We start from the raw sequence: 15,499 nt of genomic DNA on the forward strand, positions 1-15,499 counted from the left end.
GCCCGGCCGCGCCGGAGAACAGGCTGTGGCCCGTCGGCGCGGCCGGGTCCTTTGCCGGTGCTCAGCCCGCGAACCGGGCCATCCACGCCTCGACGTCGTCGGCCGAGCGGGGCAGGCCCGCCGACAGGTTCTCGTGCCCGGCCGCGGTCACGAGCAGGTCGTCCTCGATCCGGACGCCGATGCCGCGCCACTCTTCCGGGACAGTCAGGTCGTCTGGCTGGAAGTACAGGCCGGGCTCGACGGTGAGCACCATGCCGGGCTCCAGGCACCTCCGACATACTCCTCGTGCCGGGCCTGCGCGCAGTCGTGGACGTCGAGACCGAGCATGTGTCCGGTGCCCGCCATGGTGAAGCGGCGCTGGAGGCCGAGCTCGAACGCGCGCTCGGCCGGGCCCTCGATGAAGCCCCACTCGACCGGCCGGACCGCGAGGTGACGCTGGGCCGCGTCGTGGAAGTCGCGGTACGCGGCACCCGGCTTGACGGCGGCGAAGCCCGCTTCCTGGGCTTCGTACACCGCGTCGTAGACCTTGCGCTGCACGGGCGTGAACGTGCCGCTGATCGGCAGTGTGCGCGTGACGTCGGCGGTGTAGAGGGTGTGCGTCTCCACGCCGGCGTCGAACAGGAGCAGCTCGCCCGGGCGGACCGGGCCCTCGTTGTCCGTCCAGTGCATGATCGTGGCGTGGTCGCCCGCGGCGCAGATGGTGCCGTAGCCAACGGAGTTGCCCTCGAGGTGGCTCCTCGCCGGCGGCGCGAGCGACGACGTGATCGCCCGCGAGTTGGGCATCAGCCGCCGCACGCTGTTCCGTCGCCTCTCCGTCCTGATGGCCCGGCTGGGTGCCGCGAACCGTTTCCAGATGGCTCTGCAGGCACAGCGCTCGGGATGGCTGTGAGCGGACGCGGCCGGACCGCGTCCGCTCGGCTTCAGATCAGGCCGGCCTTCGGCTGGGAAGGATCTTCGAGGAAGCCGCCGGACTGGTGCTGCCACAGCTTCGCGTAGGCCCCGTCCGACGCGAGCAGTTCGTGGTGCGTGCCCTGCTCGATGATCCGGCCGCGATCCAGGACCACGAGCCCGTCCATGGTGGCGACCGTGCTCAGCCGGTGTGCCACCACGAGCGCCGTCCGTCCCTCCATGAGCCGCCACAGCGCCTCCTGGACGAGAATCTCGCTCTCCGAGTCCAGGGCGCTGGTCGCCTCGTCGAGGAGCAGGATCGGCGCGTCGCGCAGGATCGCCCGGGCGAGGGCGACCCGCTGGCGCTGTCCGCCGGACAGCTTCACGCCCCGCTCCCCCACCATGGTCCCGAAGCCCTCGGGCAGCGCGTCGGCGAACTCGGTGACGTGCGCCGCCTTGGCCGCGCGGCGGATCTCGGCGTCGGTGGCCTCCGGCCGGGCGAACGCGATGTTGTCCCGCAGGGTGCGGTGGAACATCGCCGGGTCCTGCGGTACATAGGCGATCATGCCCCGCACGTCGGCCTGGCGCAGTCTGCTGATGTCCTGGCCTCCGATCATGATCCGGCCGCCGTCGATGTCGGACATCCGCAGCAGGAGCCGGCTGAGAGTGGTCTTGCCGCCGCCGGACCGGCCGACCAGGCCGATCTTCGCACCGCTGGGCACGGACAGGTCGAGTGACTCGAAGAGCGGCGGCGCTCCCGTGTGGGCGAACGTCACGTGCTCGAAGCGGACGTCGGCCCCCCGCGGCAGCAGCGGCTCCGGCGATTCGGGGTCGCGCAGGGCGGGCGGCGTCAGCAGCAGTTCGGTGAACTGGGCGGCCTCCGTCATCGAGCTTTCCAGGCGGCGGTAGATCTGGTTGAACTCGAACATGATCCGGGTCGCGTTGGAGTAGTACATGAAGGCGACGACGACGGCCTCCACCCCGTTCCCGCCCCCGCTGAGCGTCACGGCGAGCAGCAGGCCCACGGCGTTGGTCAGCACGGACATGGGCGCGACCAGGGTGTCGATACGGAGGTTGCCGTAGTCCCAGGACCGCAGCGTGAGGCGCCGCGACTCCGCGACCCGGGAGCGGTGTTCGGCGGCCTCCCGCTTCTCGGCGGCGAACGCCCGGACCGTGTCCATGTTCATCAGGCTGTCCGCCACATGGCCGGACACCCGGGCGATCGCCTCCTCACGCTCCCCGACGAGGGCCTGCCTGCGGCGGATGAGAGGGGCCGCGCACAGCGCCGTCACCGCGATCATCGTCAACAGGACGACGACGAGCAGGGGTTCGTAGCGCCACAGCACCACGGAACCGAAGATCAGCGGTACGAAGCTGCCCACGACGGAGAACGTCAGCGTGTCGACGAATTCCTCGAAGCGGGAGGCGAAGCTCAGGACCCGCTTGGTGAGCGACCCGGCGAAGTTGTCGTGGAAGAACGCGGTGTCCTTGGCATACAGCTCATCCATGCCCTGCACGTACAGGTGCTCGATACCGAGGGCGTCGAGGCGGTTGAGGAAGTGGATACCGACGCGCCAGCAGGCCTCCGCGAGGAGCAGCGTTGCGGCGAAGCCGAGGACGTAGGGGAGCATCGAGCCGATGTCGTCGTCTCCGCCGCCGGCGAGGTGGCCGACGAGTTTCGCGACGACGAGAGGCGCGATGTAGTTGATGCCGATGTTGCCCAGTGCCGGAAACAGCATCGCGGGTAACGTCAGCCGTTTTCGGCGGGTCAACTCCCGTCCGTAGTAACGAAGTGCGAGGAGCACGGAGCCCCTGCCCGGAGCATCGTGCGATTCAGGCGATCCCATACCAACCCTGTGTGGTCGTGCGGCAGCCCGCCACGTACCGCTGCGGAAGGAGGCGTCCGCCTCACCGGCCGCGCGCAGCTGCGGTTTCGAGTGGAGTGCCCTCGCCGGGGTGGTCCTGCGGCACACGGCGCGCGGCGGTGTGCCGGGGTGAGTACGAGCGGGGGTCGGGCGAGGGGTTCCAGTGTCCCGCTCCGGCGGCCGCCGAGTCCAAGCGTTTTTCCCGGCCGGGTGCCGGGTTGCCCGCACCGAGGTGCTCTGGTGCACGGCCGCGTGGCACGCGCTCTGTACGCTGCCCGGAATCCGGCCCGCCCCGACGAACGGATCGTCCCATGCACGTCGTGTTCACCGGCCGCGTCATCGAGTGGCGGGGCCCCTCACCGTTCTACTTCGCCTCCGTGCCCGAGGAACAGGCCGCCGACATCCGCGAGGTGGCCGCGATGGCCACGTACGGCTGGGGCGCGGTGCCCGTCGAGGCGCACATCGGCGAGACGGCCTTCACCACCTCGCTCTTCCCCAGGAACGGGGGTTACCTGCTGCCGCTCAAGAACGCCGTGCGTCAGCCGCAGGGCCTCTCGGCAGGCGATGACGTGACCGTGCGGATGACCGTGCGCCTGTAGCCGGTACCACCGCGCCTCCGCTCCGTGCACGAGCTCGTTAGGCTGCCGGTCATGAAACCGGCCCTGACCAGCGGTGTGACCCCTGAACTCGCGATCCTTGACGCCATGGAGGTGACGTCCGATCCGGAGCTGGAGGCCCGGTTCGCGGAGTCGGCCCACCGGATCCTCGCGGATCTGGTGCGTGGCGGCGCCGCTCTGGGCTGGGTCGAACCTCCCTCGCGGGACGAGGTGGCGGAACTCCTCGGCCATGTCGTCTCCGCCGCGCGGGCCGGGGACGGCGCCCTGCGTGCCGCTTACCTCGACCGTCGGCTGGTCGGGCTGGGCTACTGGCTCCGCCACGCCCGGCCGACCCATCGGCCGCACGCCGATCTGGAGAAGATCGCGGTGGACGCCGCCTCCCACGGTCGTGGCGTCGGCCGTGCGCTGACCGCTGCTCTGATCACCGACGCCAGGGAGGTGGGTATCGAGGTCCTCACCCTGGACGCCCGTGGGGACAACACCGGTGCCCTGTGCCTCTACCGGTCGCTGGGCTTCAGCGAATACGGCCGCCTGCCCGACTTCGTCGCCGTCGGCGAGCGCCGCTACGACAAGGTCTTCTGCATGCTGGACTTCCGCGGGCAGGCCTGAGAGCTGCCTGTAGACACTGTGTACGAAGAAAAGCAGTGGCGGGACAGGGGCCTCGGAAACGAACATGGCGCGCATGAGCGAGCAACCCGCACGATGGACCCGCGCCACCGTCTACCCCGACATGTGGGCGGACCCGGACGACGACCCCCGTAACAGCAACGGCGGCGGGGCAGGGCCGGAGGGCGAACTCGCCACGCTGCAGGACTTCTTGCGGGACTACCGCCTCACGCTGCGGATGAAGTGCGAGGGCCTGGACGCGGAGCAGCTGGCCCGCCGGTCGGTTCCGCCGTCGACGATGTCACTGCTCGGACTGCTCCGTCACCTCGCCGAGGTGGAGCGGGACTGGCGCAACTGGATCAGCGACGCCGATCCGCTGCCGAAGCTGTACGGCGGGAGCGACGCGGACTTCGACGAAGCCGTCGCCGATCAGGCCCTGGTCGATGCCGCGTACGCCGATCTGGAGCGTGAACAGGGTGAGTTGGACGCGGCACTGGCCGGGCATCCCGATCTGGGCGAGCGTCTGGGGAAGGACGGCGTCGCGGTGCGGGAGCTGATGGTGCACAGGATCGACGAGTACGCCCGTCACTGCGGGCACGCCGACCTGTTGCGCGAGTGCGTCGACGGGCGGGTGGGACAGTGAGGGGGCCGCGAGCCGGCCCCGCCACCGGGGACGGCTCGCGGCCGGTCAGTCCTTACTGGCACCCTGCCACGACAGCCCCCAGCCGTACTCGAGATCCGCGGCCTGCTGCTTGAAGATGCCGGGCGGCGGCAGCAGGTACTTCGCTTCCCGCCGGACGATCAGCTCCCCGCCGATGTTCTCGATCAGCGCGATCGCGGCCACCTGCGAGGGAACGGTGCATTCGTCCAGGAGCACCTCGATGGGCGGGCCTGCGGGTGGAAAGAGCGTGGCAACTCCGTGGAGTCCGGCGAAGCTTGACGCGCCGGCGTAGATGACCACGAATACCAGCAGGCGCTTGATCCGGGCGGCGTGATCAAGGTTGATCATCAAGTTCTCGCCGGTCTCGCTCGTGCCGGTCCGGTCGTCCTGGTCCAGTTCGACGTAGGGCTCCCGGCCGAACGAGCCGAACTGGTTGTTGATGGGGTGGACGATCCCCGTCGCTCCGTTCTGCAGCTCCCACAGGCAGGAGAGGTCGAGGTCGATGTCCTCCAGCCGTACGGCCTCCGGTCCCTTCCTCATCCAGCCGCGCGGTGGCCGTCGGGCGCTCCAGGAGAGGTTGACCCGCATGCCTCCCGAGGTCGCCCCCTGCTTCGTCAGCGACACCGAAGGCGCGCTCTTCGTCAAGGTGATCTTCGAGAGACCTACCGGCTGAGCGGGGACGGCCGGCGCAGCCGGGGGCAGCGGCGCGGGCGGCGGAGCCGGAGCGGCAGGCCGGGGCAGGGCCACCGGCGCGGCCGGGGCGGGCTCGTCGACACTGATGCCGAAGTCGGTGGCGAGCCCCGCCAGGCCGGAGGCGTACCCCTGGCCCACCGCGCGGAACTTCCAGGCCCCGTTGCGCCGGTACAGCTCCCCGAGCACGAACGCCGTCTCCGTCGTGGCGTCCGTGGCGTTGAACCGCGCCGCCTCGGCGCCGGTCACCGCGTCGAGCACCCGCACGAACAGCCCGGGCACCTGGCCGAAGGTGCCGTCCGTGGAGGCCGCGATCACCACCGTCCCGATCTCCTGCTCCACCTCCGCCAGCGCCACGCGGATCGTTTCGACCGCACCGCCGCCGTCCTGGCGTCTGCCTTCGTGGCGTACCGCACCGCTGGGGTGGACGGGCTGGTTGTAGAACACGAAGTCGTCGTCCGAGCGGACCTTGCCGGCTGCCGTCAGCAGGAGGGCCGAGACGTCCACTTCAGGGGCTCCGGGTACTTCGCGCCACCCGAGTTCCACCCGCAAGCGGGTGGTCTCCACCGGTGTGTTGGCGCCCTTGCGCAACGACATGCGGGTCCCTCTCCGTGGGGCGTGCCGACTTCGGCAGGGTACGGAACTTCGGCGTGGCGCCCTCCCGGAAAGGGGGAATTGCCTTCCACCCGGCGGACGTTGCCGAGCCGGGCCGCGGTGCGGCCGGCAACCGAACGGCGGGATCAGAACCCGCTCTCCTCCTGCGCGGGGCCTCCCGTCATGCGCCGGCCCACCCGGGCGGCCGTCTCGCGAAGCCAGATGTGGGCGGCGTCGTGCGTGTGCACGGGGTGCCACCAGAGCGCCTCCCGCAGCGGGACGGCCTCGTACGGCGGCTCGATGACCCGTACGGCGGCGAGCGGGGCGAACAGCCGGGCGAGGCGCGCCTGGACGAGTGCGATGCGCTGAGTGCCCTGGACCAGCAGCGGCAGCAGGTGGAAGCTGTCGACGGAGACCTCCACCTGCGGCTCGATCCCGAGCATGCCGAGCTGGCGGACCGCCGGGGCGTCGTAGGTCCGCTGGTAGGTGACCCACGGCAGCCGCCCGAGGTCCGCCCGGGTCAGCCGGCCGGTGACGCTGGGGTGGTCGTCGGCGACGAGGAAGACCCAGCGGTCCTCGTAGAGGTCGGTGGCGGGGAAGTCGCTGATGACGCCGTGCGGCATGAGGAGTCCGTCGGTGGCGCTCAGCAGGGTGGCCGTGTCGTCGACGACGGTGGGCGGGGTCTGGGCGAACCGCAGCCGGATTCCGGGAGCCTCTTCGTGCACCACCTTGGCGAGTTCGGTGCCGAACACGGCGACGGCGTAGTCGGACGCCACGATCTTGAACTCGCGGGTCTCGCTGCCCGGGTCGAACGTCGCCTGACTGGAGAAGAGGCGCTCCATGACCTCGTACGCGGTCGCGGTGCGGTGGAGCAGCACCTGGCCCAGGGCGGTCAGCTCGTAGTGGCCGCCCACGCGGGCCAGCAGTTCGTCGTCGAAGTGGCGGCGCAGCCGGGCCAGGGCGGCGCTCATCGCGGGCTGGCTGAGCCCGACACGCTGCCCCGCCCGGGTGACGTTGCGCTCCTCGAGCAGGGCGCGCAGGGCGACGACGAGGTTCAGGTCGAGGCGGGCCAGATTCACGGAACTTCCCCTTGCGGTAGGACTCCCACCAGGGAGGAATAAACGGCACGGATGCCGATCATCCATAGAATCGATTTCCCTGATCCCGGGTGGCGGGTCCAGATTAGTCGCATCGCAATCAGGAGGACTTGTTCGTGAAACCTGAATCCGCGTCCGCGCTGTTCGCCGGACCGTTCGCCCTCGCCACGCTGTCGGAACCGGACGGACCGGCGTTCCCCGCGCTCGTCACGGCGGACGCCCAGGTCCTCGACCTGCGCGTGACCTTCGCCGACCCGCGTCTGAGCGTCCGCGGCCTGCTGGAGGTCTGGGACACCGCGGCGTCCCGGCTGGCCGGGCTGGCCGCCGACGACGGCTTGGAGCGCAGGCCCCTGGCGGACTTCCGGGTGCACGCCCCGGTCGAGCCTCGCCAGGTGTTCCAGTCCGGCGCCAACTACCGTCAGCACGTGATCGACCTCCATGTCGCCCACCGTGCCCCCGGCGACGACCGGCCCGAGGAGGAGCGGCGCGCCGAGGCCGCGGAGATCATGGACCGCCGGGCGGCCGAGGACCTGCCGTACGTGTTCATCGGCCTGCCGAGCGCGATCACCGGACCGTACGACGACGTCGTGCTCCCCGCGTGGGCCGCGAAGCCCGACTGGGAGCTGGAGCTGACGGCGGTCATCGGCCGGCCCGCGCACCGGGTGTCCGAGGAGGAGGCGCTGGAGTACGTCGCCGGGTACACGATCGCCAACGACCTGACGGACCGCGCCACGGTCTTCCGCCGCGACATGCCGCAGATCGGTACGGACTGGCTGCGCAGCAAGAACGCGCCCGGTTTCACCCCGCTCGGCCCCTGGATCGTGCCCGCCGCGTCGGTCACGGACACCAGCGATCTGCGCCTCGTACTGAAGCTGAACGGCGAGACCATGCAGGACGAGTCCACGAAGGACATGATCTTCAATGTGGCCCGCATGGTGTCGTACGCCTCGCAGAGCGCCCGGCTGCTTCCGGGCGATCTCGTGCTGACCGGCTCCCCGGCGGGCAACGGCATGCACTGGGGCCGGCTGCTGCGCGACGGCGACGTGATGGACGGTTCCGTCACCGGTCTCGGCGCCCAGCGCACGCGATGTGTCGCACAGGATGCCTCGTGACCTTCGACCGTCACGACCCCGAGGGGTCGATCGCCCGGGCCGCGAAGACGTGTTCCAACTGGGGCCGCTGGGGCGAGGACGACGTGCTGGGCACGCTCAACTTCCTCGACGCGGCGAAGCGCCGCGAAGGCGCCGCTCTCGTCCGGCGTGGCGCCAGTTTCTCCCTCTCCCAGCGGTTCGACATGGACGGGCCGCAGAAGGGCTGGCGCCGTCGCACCAATCCGGTGCACACCATGCTCGACACCGGCACCGACGCGGCTCTCGGTCTCCAAGGGTTCCCGCACGGCCTCGGCGGCGCCGACGACGTCATCGCGATGCCGTTGCAGTGCTCCACGCAGTGGGACGGGCTCGGCCACATCTTCGACCACGGCAAGGCGTGGAACGGGAGGCGGGCCGACCATGTCGTCACCTCCGAGGGGGACCTGGTCACCGGCATCGAGCACATGGCCCCGCACGTCGCCGGGCGCGGTGTCCTGCTGGACGTGGGCCGCCGCATGGGCGACGGCGGCGAGCTGCCCGACGGCTTCGCGGTCACCGAGGAACACCTGAGGGCGACCGCCGAGGCCCAGGGGGTGGCCGTCGGCCGTGGCGACATCGTCCTGGTCCGCACCGGACAGCTCAGCCGGGTCCGCCGCGACGGCTGGGGCGACTACGCCGGCGGCCCCGCCCCCGGACTGTCGTTCACCACCGCGGGCTGGCTGCACGGCAGCGAGATCGCCGCCATCGCCACGGACACCTGGGGCTTCGAGGTCCGTCCCAACGAGTTCGAGCACGCCTTCCAGCCGTTGCATCAGGTCGCCATTCCCAACATCGGTCTGCTGATCGGTGAGATGTGGGACCTGGACGCCCTCGCCGAGGACTGTGCGGTCGATGGCGTGTACGAGTTCTGGCTCACCGCCGCCCCTCTTCCCATCACCGGAGCCGTCGGATCACCCGTGAACCCGATCGCCGTCAAGTAGCCTCAGGAACAAGGGAGTTCCCCATGAATCAAGCACGCAACGAGGCTCGTTCGGTCCTCGTGATCGGGGGCGGCGCGGCCGGCAACGCCGTCACGCTCCTGCTGCGCCGCTCGGGTGTCGAGGTGCACCTGATCGAGGCGAGGGACGACTGGAACGCCACCGCCGGCTCGGGTATCACCCTGCAGGGCAACGCCCTGCGGGTGCTGCGCGAGCTGGGTGTGTGGGAGCAGGTCGAGGCGTCCGGGTACGGCTTCGCCTCGGTCGGCATCACCGCCCCCGACGGGACCGTCCTGCATGTGCAGGACGACGTCCGCAGCGGCGGCGACGACCTCCCCGCCACGGTCGGCATGCAGCGGCCGCAGCTCCAGCGCATCCTCATCGACGCCGTGCGCACCAGTGGCGCCGCCGTCCGCCTGGGCGTCACGGCCGAGACTCTGGACCAGGACGCCGACGGTGTCCGCGTCCGCTTCAGCGACGGCTCCGAGGGCCGCTACGACCTGGTCGTCGCCGCCGACGGGCTGGGGTCCACCACCCGCGCCTCGCTCGGCATCACGGCGAAGCCCGAGCCGACCGGCATGGCCATCTGGCGGATCGCCGCCCCGCGCCCGGCCGGTGTGACCCGCACCGACCTCGCCTACGGCGGACCCGCCTACATCGCCGGCTACTGCCCGACCAGCGACACCACCCTGTACGCGTACGTCGTGGAGGCCAACCGCGACCGCGCCTCGATCCCGCCGGAGTCGTACGCCGACGAGATGCGCCGTCTGGCGTCCGCGTACGGCGGCTTCTGGCCGGAGATCACCGAGCACATCACGGACCCCGCCGCGGTCAACTACACCTGGTTCGACCGGATGCTGGTGGAGGGCTCCTGGCATCGCGGCCGGGTTGTGCTCGTCGGCGACGCGGCGCACTGCTGTCCGCCCACGCTCGCCCAGGGAGCCGCTCTGTCGCTGGAGGACGCATGGGTCCTGGCCCAGTTGCTGACCGGGTCGGACACCTGGGACGACGCGCTGCTCCAGGCGTACTACGAGCGGCGGATCGCGCGGGTCCGCCCGGTGGTCGAGGCGTCCGTCCAGCTCGGCCAGTGGCAGCTGGACGGCGTACGCGACGCGGACGTCCCCGGCCTGATGGGCCGCACCATGACGATGCTCCGGGAGCTGCCGTGACCGCCCGCCCCTCGTCGGGCGCTGCCGCCCACCCCTCCCCCACCATCGACGTGCACGCCCACGTCCTGCTGCCGCAGATCGACGCTCTCGTGGCCGGCCTTCCCGGTCATGACGAGGCCAGGGCCCTGGACGCCCGCCGCAATGGCGCCGAGGCCCTCGCGGTGAGCGGGCCCATGGTGCGTGAGCGCATCCCGGCGCTGACGGACGTCGCCGAGCGCCTGGCGGCGATGGACCGGCAGGGTGTCGACGTGCAGCTGGTCAGCCCGTCACCCTCGCACTACCACTACTGGGCGGACGAGACGACGGCCGAGAAGGTCTGGCGGCTGGCCAACGAGGCCACCGCGGCCCACTGCGCGGCCGCTCCGGAACGGCTGCGCGGGCTCGGGCTCGTACCTCTCCAGCATCCGGACCTCGCCGTCGAGGCCCTCGACGACGCCCTGGGGCACGGACTGCTCGGGGTGGAGATCTCCAGCCACGCGCCGGGGCGGGAGCTGTCCGACCCGGCGTACGAACGGCTGTGGGCCCGGGCGGAGGAGAGCGGCGCTGTGCTGTTCCTGCACCCCTTCGGGTGCACGCTCGACGAGCGACTGGACCGGTGGTACCTGTCCAACACCGTCGGCCAGCCGACCGAGAACGCCGTCGCGCTCTCCCACCTCATCTTCTCGGGCGTGCTCGACCGCCACCCGGCGCTGAAGGTGATCGCCGCACACGGCGGCGGCTATCTGCCCACCCACATCGGACGCTCCGACCATGCCTGGTCCGCGCGCTCCGACGCGGGAGCCGGCTGCGCCCACCTGCCCAGCAGTTATCTCAGGCGGCTGTACTTCGACTCGCTCGTCCATGACCCGCACGTCCTGCGCGAGCTGGTCCGCGCCGCCGGGGCCGATCGTGTGCTCCTCGGCTCGGACTTCCCCTTCGACATGGGCAGCGAGGACCCGGTCGGCGCCCTGCGGGCCGCACAGCTCTCCGACTCCGACCTCCACGCCGTCCGAGGCGGCAATGCCGCCGCCCTCCTCCGGAAGGACTGACCCCATGCGCCTGCTCACCCACCTGCGCCACGTGGACCTGGCCGTGCCCGACTACGACAAACAGCTCGACTTCTACGCCGGGGTGTGGGGCCTGACCAAGGTCGCCGAGGACTCCGGAATCTCGTTCCTCGCCGCCGAGGGCTCCCCCGAGAGTTACGTCGTACGGCTGCGCCAGGCCGAGGAGAAGCGGCTCGACCTCGTCTCGTACGGCGCCGCGAACCCGGCCGATGTGGACACCCTCGCCGAGCGGCTGCTGGCCGGCGGCGTGGAGCTGATCAGCCGGCCCGGGAAGGTGGACACCCCGGGCGGCGGATACGGCTTCCGCTTCTTCGACGTCGACGGGCGCACCATCGAGGTCTCCGCCGACGTCGAGGTGCGGCAGCACCGCAGGATCGAGGAGAAGGAGGCGATCCCGGTCAAGCTGTCCCACGTCGTCCTCAACTCCCCCGACCTCAACCGCACCCGGGAGTGGTACGAGCGCCACCTCGGCTTCGCCCTCTCCGACACGCTCAGCTCCCCGCACATGGGCGAGGTGATGCACTTCATGCGGATCAGCAACCAGCACCACTCGATGGCCATCGCCCAGGGACCGCACACCGCGCTGCACCACGTCTCCTTCGAGATGCGCGGCATCGACGAGTACATGCGCGGCTCCGGCCGGGTGATGCGCGCCGGCTTCAAGAAGATCTGGGGCCCCGGCCGGCACATGGCGGGCGACAACACCTTCACGTACTTCCTCGACCCGCACGGCAACACCGTCGAGTACACGACGGAGCTGGAGAACCTCGACGAGGACACCTGGCACCCGCACGTCTACGACTTCTCCAGGCCCGAGGTCACCGACCAGTGGGGCACCGCCAACGCGATGAACGAACTCATCGCCAAGGAGTCGTTCAACGACCCCGACCGAGGCGTGTTCGTCGCCCCGCCCGTCTGATCCCGTCCTCCCCGGCGGCGTGCGCGGCCTTCCCCGCGCACGCCGCCCCTCCCTTTCCCAGGAGCTCCTGCCATGCGTTTCGCCGCCTACGAGCATCAGCACCGCCGCCGAGTTGCCGTCGTGGAGGAGGACGGCACCCTCTTCCCGCTGCCGGGCGTCTCCTCGCTCGCCGCACTGCTGCGGGAGACCGAAGGCCTTCGCGGACTGCTCGCCGCGGGTGCGGCGGCACTCGACGTGCCGACCGGTCCTCATGTATCGCAGGTGCGTCTGCTGCCGCCTCTCCAGCCTTCCTCCATACGGGACTTCGTCACGTTCGAGGAGCACGTCGAGGGGGTGCGCCGGTCCGTCGACGGCGTCTCGGGAGTGCCCGAGCAGTGGTATGCGGCACCGACGTTCTACTTCACCAATCCTCATGCGGTCTACGGCCCCGACGAGGACGTGCCCATGCCGCCGGGATCGGCCGTCCTGGACTTCGAACTCGAGGTCGGCGCCGTCATCGGCCGCGAGGGCCGCGACCTCACCCCGGAGCAGGCCCGGGACCACATCGTGGGCTACACCGTCTTCAACGACTGGTCGGCGCGTGACCTGCAGTCGGCGGAGATGAAGGTCGGCCTCGGCCCCTGCAAGGGCAAGGACACCGCCACCACTCTGGGGCCCTACCTGGTCACGGCCGACGAACTGGAGCCGTACCGGGACGCGGACGGCTTCCTGCGTCTGGCGCTCACCGCCGCCGTCAACGGGACCACGGTGGGCCAGGACCTGCTGTCCAACATGAGCTGGACCTTCGAGGAGATGACCGCCTACGCGTCCCGGGGCACCCGGGTCGTGCCGGGCGACGTCCTCGGGTCGGGAACCTGCGGCAACGGCGGCTGCCTCGCGGAGCTCTGGGGCGTGCGCGGCGAGCAGACCCCTCCCCCGTTGCGGCCGGGCGACACCGTCACCCTGGCCGTCGAGGGAATCGGCACGCTCACCAGCACCGTCGTCGCCGGCGCCACTCCCCACCCCCTGCCGGCCGGCCGACGCCGCGCTCGTGAGAGGCGCTGAAAGGGGCCGATGCCGAGCTCCCGGGAGGTGCGATCGCCGACGACTGCCTAGGCTGAATTGAAGAAGCGGGTCGGCCCGGAGTGAGCGCCGGAAGGGCCGGGAAGGACGGGGCGCGGCTTCCTCGCAGGACTGCGCGGTTTCCTCGCAGGACTCTCGTCACCGCGCCCCCTCGGAGCCCTCCGGTGCGCATTCCCGGGTGAGGAGCTACGACGTACGTACGTAGCCGCGTTGCCGTACCCGTTGGCAGCGCGCCCGCTGTGTGGCAGTGCGCCCGGACAGACTGGCGACGGCATAACTGCGCCAGTGGCTCAGGACGACCGAGGAGGAACGTTGAGTGATTTCAACGGTTCAGACCGTCCGAATGAGAACACCGCGGCGGCAGTGAAGCAAGCGGCCCAGGACAGAGCCGACGAGGGCGCGGGCCTGGTGCGCGAGAAGACCACTGACGTCGTCGGCACCGCCAAGGACCATGCGAGCGACGTGGCGGGTGAGGCTTCGACCCGGGCCCGCGATGTCGCAGGGGAGCTACGTGATCAATTGCAGGAGCAGGCCCGGACCCAGACGCAGCGACTGGCCGGGACTGTGCGTCAACTCGCCGACGACCTAGGTGACATGGGAGAGAGCGGCAGGACGGACTCCCCCGTCACGGGTGCCGTGCGGCAGATGGCCGATCGCGGCCGCAGGCTGGCCGGCGGGCTGGAGAGCCGTGGACCAGAGGGACTCGTCAGTGATCTCCAGGACTTCGCGCGCCGGCGGCCCGGAGCATTCCTCGCGGGTGCCGCGCTGGCAGGATTCGCGGCAGCCCGCCTCAGCAAAGGGGTGAAGGCCGCGGGCAGCGGTGCGGCCGCGCCTGCCGACGGCGCCCGGTCGGACACGTGGGCGTCGGCGGTCAGTGAGGACGGACTGCCGGGTGGCACACCCGACCGGCTGAGCGACATCCCCGGACCCGGTTCCGACGGGCAGTCGCCCACGCCGTCCTACGGCGGGTCGGTCGCACCGGACGGACCGTTCCTGGCCGCGGAGCCGTATCCCACCCGTGACTCGCAAGAACCGTAAGCAAGAACCGTTAGGGGGCCGCGTCGTGGCTATTTCCTCTTCGGAGCACACCATCGGCCGGCACACCGCCGGCGCCTCCGGTTCCACTCGGATGCCGGCGGCGGATCCGTCCGTCGGAGAACTGGTCGGCGAGATCAGCGACGATTTCAGCCGCCTCGTCCGCAGCGAGATCGATCTGGCGAAAGCCGAGGTCAAGCAGGAGGCGACCAGGGCGGGCAAGGCCGGGGGCATGCTTGCCGGTTCCGGCTATGCCGGTCACCTGGTGCTGTTGACGGGCAGCCTGGCCGCCATCTTCGGCCTGGCCCACGTGGTCGATCTCGCGTGGGCCGCACTCATCGTGACCGCGGTCTGGGCGCTGGTGGGCGCTGTCCTCTTCGCTGTCGGCCGCACACGTATGCGCGCGGTACGGGTCAAGCCGGAACGGACCGCGGAGACGTTGAAGGAGGATGCCCAATGGGTACGAACCCGGAGGAGCTGAAGCACGAAGTGGACGACACGCGGGCCCGGTTGGCGCACAACGTCGACCGCCTCGCGGACAAGGCGGCGCCGCGGAAGGTGGCCCGGCGCAAGGCGGACCACGCACAGCACCGGCTGACCGCCCTGAAGGAGCGCGTGATGGGATCGGCCGACCACACGGCGGGTGCACCGCCCCAGCAGAAGGCGCAGGATCTCGCGAGGAGCGCGAGGAGCACCGCCGCGGAAGCGGGCGGCTCGGTGCGGCGCACGGCCGATCAGGTCGGCCAGTCCGTGCAGGAAGCTCCGGAGCAGGTGACCAGGCGGACGCAGGGCAACCCGCTCGCCGCAGGGATCATCGCCTTCGGCGCCGGCATGCTCGCCGCCACACTCCTGCCGGTCTCGGACGCCGAGGAGCGGGCGGGATCCCAGCTCCGTGAGCATTCCGACGAACTGCTGGGGCCGGCCAGGCAGACGGCGCAGGAGGCGGCACAGGACCTCAAGGAAGGCATGCGCCGGCCGGCCACCGAGGCCCTGGAGTCGGTGAAGAGCACGGCCCGGGAGGCCGCGGAAGCGACCAGGCAACAGGCTCAGGCCTCCGGCCAGGAGGCCGCCACCGGTCTGCGCCAGGTCGGCCAGGACGCGGCCCAGCAGGCCCGCGACCAAGCGGGTCGCCGACAGGGCTGAACCGAACCGGTGCCCTCTTCCTGCGACTGCGACGAGTGA

15 protein-coding genes and 2 pseudogenes are annotated in these 15,499 nt (G+C 70.9%); 13 read left to right on the forward strand and 4 right to left on the reverse strand.

All coding sequences use genetic code 11. The features are described 5' to 3' along the window. Window positions 1-61: 61 nt before the first annotated feature. Window positions 62-783: pseudogene (locus tag ABTX18_RS01365) on the reverse strand (M24B family metallopeptidase). Between ABTX18_RS01365 and ABTX18_RS01370 the strand changes: the two are divergent. Then, window positions 734-889 (forward strand): annotated as a pseudogene (locus ABTX18_RS01370) (helix-turn-helix domain-containing protein); the annotation flags it as partial. The pseudogenes ABTX18_RS01365 and ABTX18_RS01370 overlap by 50 nt on opposite strands. 31 nt (window positions 890-920) lie before the next feature. Here the strand turns inward: ABTX18_RS01370 and ABTX18_RS01375 are convergent. Further along, window positions 921-2,735 carry an ABC transporter ATP-binding protein gene (locus tag ABTX18_RS01375; RefSeq protein ID WP_352120665.1) on the reverse strand — a complete coding sequence of 605 codons (1,815 nt, stop codon included), beginning with the start codon at window positions 2,733-2,735 and terminating at the stop codon, window positions 921-923. 329 nt (window positions 2,736-3,064) lie between these two features. Here ABTX18_RS01375 and ABTX18_RS01380 point away from each other — a divergent pair, with 329 nt between their 5' ends. The 3 genes from ABTX18_RS01380 (at window position 3,065) to ABTX18_RS01390 (ending at window position 4,619) form a co-directional block, all read left to right on the forward strand. Further along, complete coding sequence (locus ABTX18_RS01380) at window positions 3,065-3,352, forward strand: DUF1905 domain-containing protein (RefSeq protein WP_352120666.1); 288 nt, start codon at window positions 3,065-3,067, stop codon at window positions 3,350-3,352. Between the two features lie 51 nt (window positions 3,353-3,403). Continuing rightward, window positions 3,404-3,979 (forward strand): GNAT family N-acetyltransferase, encoded by a 576-nt coding sequence (locus tag ABTX18_RS01385; protein ID WP_352120667.1) that lies wholly within the window; start codon window positions 3,404-3,406, stop codon window positions 3,977-3,979. Between the two features lie 64 nt (window positions 3,980-4,043). Next, on the forward strand, window positions 4,044-4,619 hold the full coding sequence (locus ABTX18_RS01390; protein ID WP_352120668.1) for a DinB family protein: 576 nt from the start codon (window positions 4,044-4,046) through the stop codon (window positions 4,617-4,619). Between the two features lie 45 nt (window positions 4,620-4,664). On the opposite strand, the gene ABTX18_RS01395 is transcribed toward ABTX18_RS01390, so the two are convergent. After that, complete coding sequence (locus ABTX18_RS01395) at window positions 4,665-5,924, reverse strand: TerD family protein (RefSeq protein ID WP_352120669.1); 1,260 nt, start codon at window positions 5,922-5,924, stop codon at window positions 4,665-4,667. Between the two features lie 143 nt (window positions 5,925-6,067). Then, window positions 6,068-7,000 carry a LysR family transcriptional regulator gene (locus ABTX18_RS01400; RefSeq protein ID WP_352120670.1) on the reverse strand — a complete coding sequence of 311 codons (933 nt, stop codon included), beginning with the start codon at window positions 6,998-7,000 and terminating at the stop codon, window positions 6,068-6,070. 128 nt (window positions 7,001-7,128) lie between these two features. Here ABTX18_RS01400 and ABTX18_RS01405 point away from each other — a divergent pair, with 128 nt between their 5' ends. The 9 genes from ABTX18_RS01405 to ABTX18_RS01445 all read left to right on the forward strand — a co-directional run bounded on the left by ABTX18_RS01405 (window position 7,129) and on the right by ABTX18_RS01445 (window position 15,460). Beyond that, window positions 7,129-8,130 (forward strand): fumarylacetoacetate hydrolase family protein, encoded by a 1,002-nt coding sequence (locus ABTX18_RS01405; RefSeq protein WP_352120671.1) that lies wholly within the window; start codon window positions 7,129-7,131, stop codon window positions 8,128-8,130. Continuing rightward, a complete protein-coding gene (locus tag ABTX18_RS01410; RefSeq protein ID WP_352120672.1) occupies window positions 8,127-9,089 on the forward strand; it encodes a cyclase family protein in 963 nt (320 codons plus the stop codon). The genes ABTX18_RS01405 and ABTX18_RS01410 overlap by 4 nt, the downstream gene beginning before the upstream one ends. A 23-nt stretch (window positions 9,090-9,112) precedes the next feature. Next, window positions 9,113-10,255: an FAD-dependent oxidoreductase gene (locus tag ABTX18_RS01415; RefSeq protein ID WP_352120673.1), complete on the forward strand. Its 1,143-nt coding sequence runs from the start codon at window positions 9,113-9,115 to the stop codon at window positions 10,253-10,255. Then, on the forward strand, window positions 10,252-11,283 hold the full coding sequence (locus tag ABTX18_RS01420) for an amidohydrolase family protein (RefSeq protein ID WP_352120674.1): 1,032 nt from the start codon (window positions 10,252-10,254) through the stop codon (window positions 11,281-11,283). Before ABTX18_RS01415 ends, ABTX18_RS01420 begins: the two co-directional genes overlap by 4 nt. 4 nt (window positions 11,284-11,287) lie before the next feature. Continuing rightward, on the forward strand, window positions 11,288-12,220 hold the full coding sequence (locus ABTX18_RS01425; RefSeq protein ID WP_352120675.1) for a VOC family protein: 933 nt from the start codon (window positions 11,288-11,290) through the stop codon (window positions 12,218-12,220). Between the two features lie 72 nt (window positions 12,221-12,292). Next, window positions 12,293-13,264, forward strand: coding sequence for a fumarylacetoacetate hydrolase family protein (locus ABTX18_RS01430; RefSeq protein WP_352120676.1), 972 nt, complete (start codon window positions 12,293-12,295; stop codon window positions 13,262-13,264). A 381-nt stretch (window positions 13,265-13,645) separates the two neighbouring features. Beyond that, window positions 13,646-14,320 carry a hypothetical protein gene (locus ABTX18_RS01435; RefSeq protein ID WP_352120677.1) on the forward strand — a complete coding sequence of 225 codons (675 nt, stop codon included), beginning with the start codon at window positions 13,646-13,648 and terminating at the stop codon, window positions 14,318-14,320. A gap of 25 nt (window positions 14,321-14,345) precedes the next feature. Next, on the forward strand, window positions 14,346-14,798 hold the full coding sequence (locus ABTX18_RS01440) for a phage holin family protein (protein WP_352120678.1): 453 nt from the start codon (window positions 14,346-14,348) through the stop codon (window positions 14,796-14,798). Beyond that, the gene (locus ABTX18_RS01445) at window positions 14,774-15,460 is read left to right on the forward strand and encodes a DUF3618 domain-containing protein (RefSeq protein ID WP_352120679.1); all 687 of its coding nucleotides are present in this window, start codon (window positions 14,774-14,776) and stop codon (window positions 15,458-15,460) included. The genes ABTX18_RS01440 and ABTX18_RS01445 overlap by 25 nt, the downstream gene beginning before the upstream one ends. Window positions 15,461-15,499 lie beyond the last annotated feature (39 nt).

The sequence above is a fragment of the Streptomyces sp. NPDC096323 genome, from assembly GCF_040302845.1.
Classification (GTDB): Bacteria; Actinomycetota; Actinomycetes; order Streptomycetales; family Streptomycetaceae; genus Streptomyces.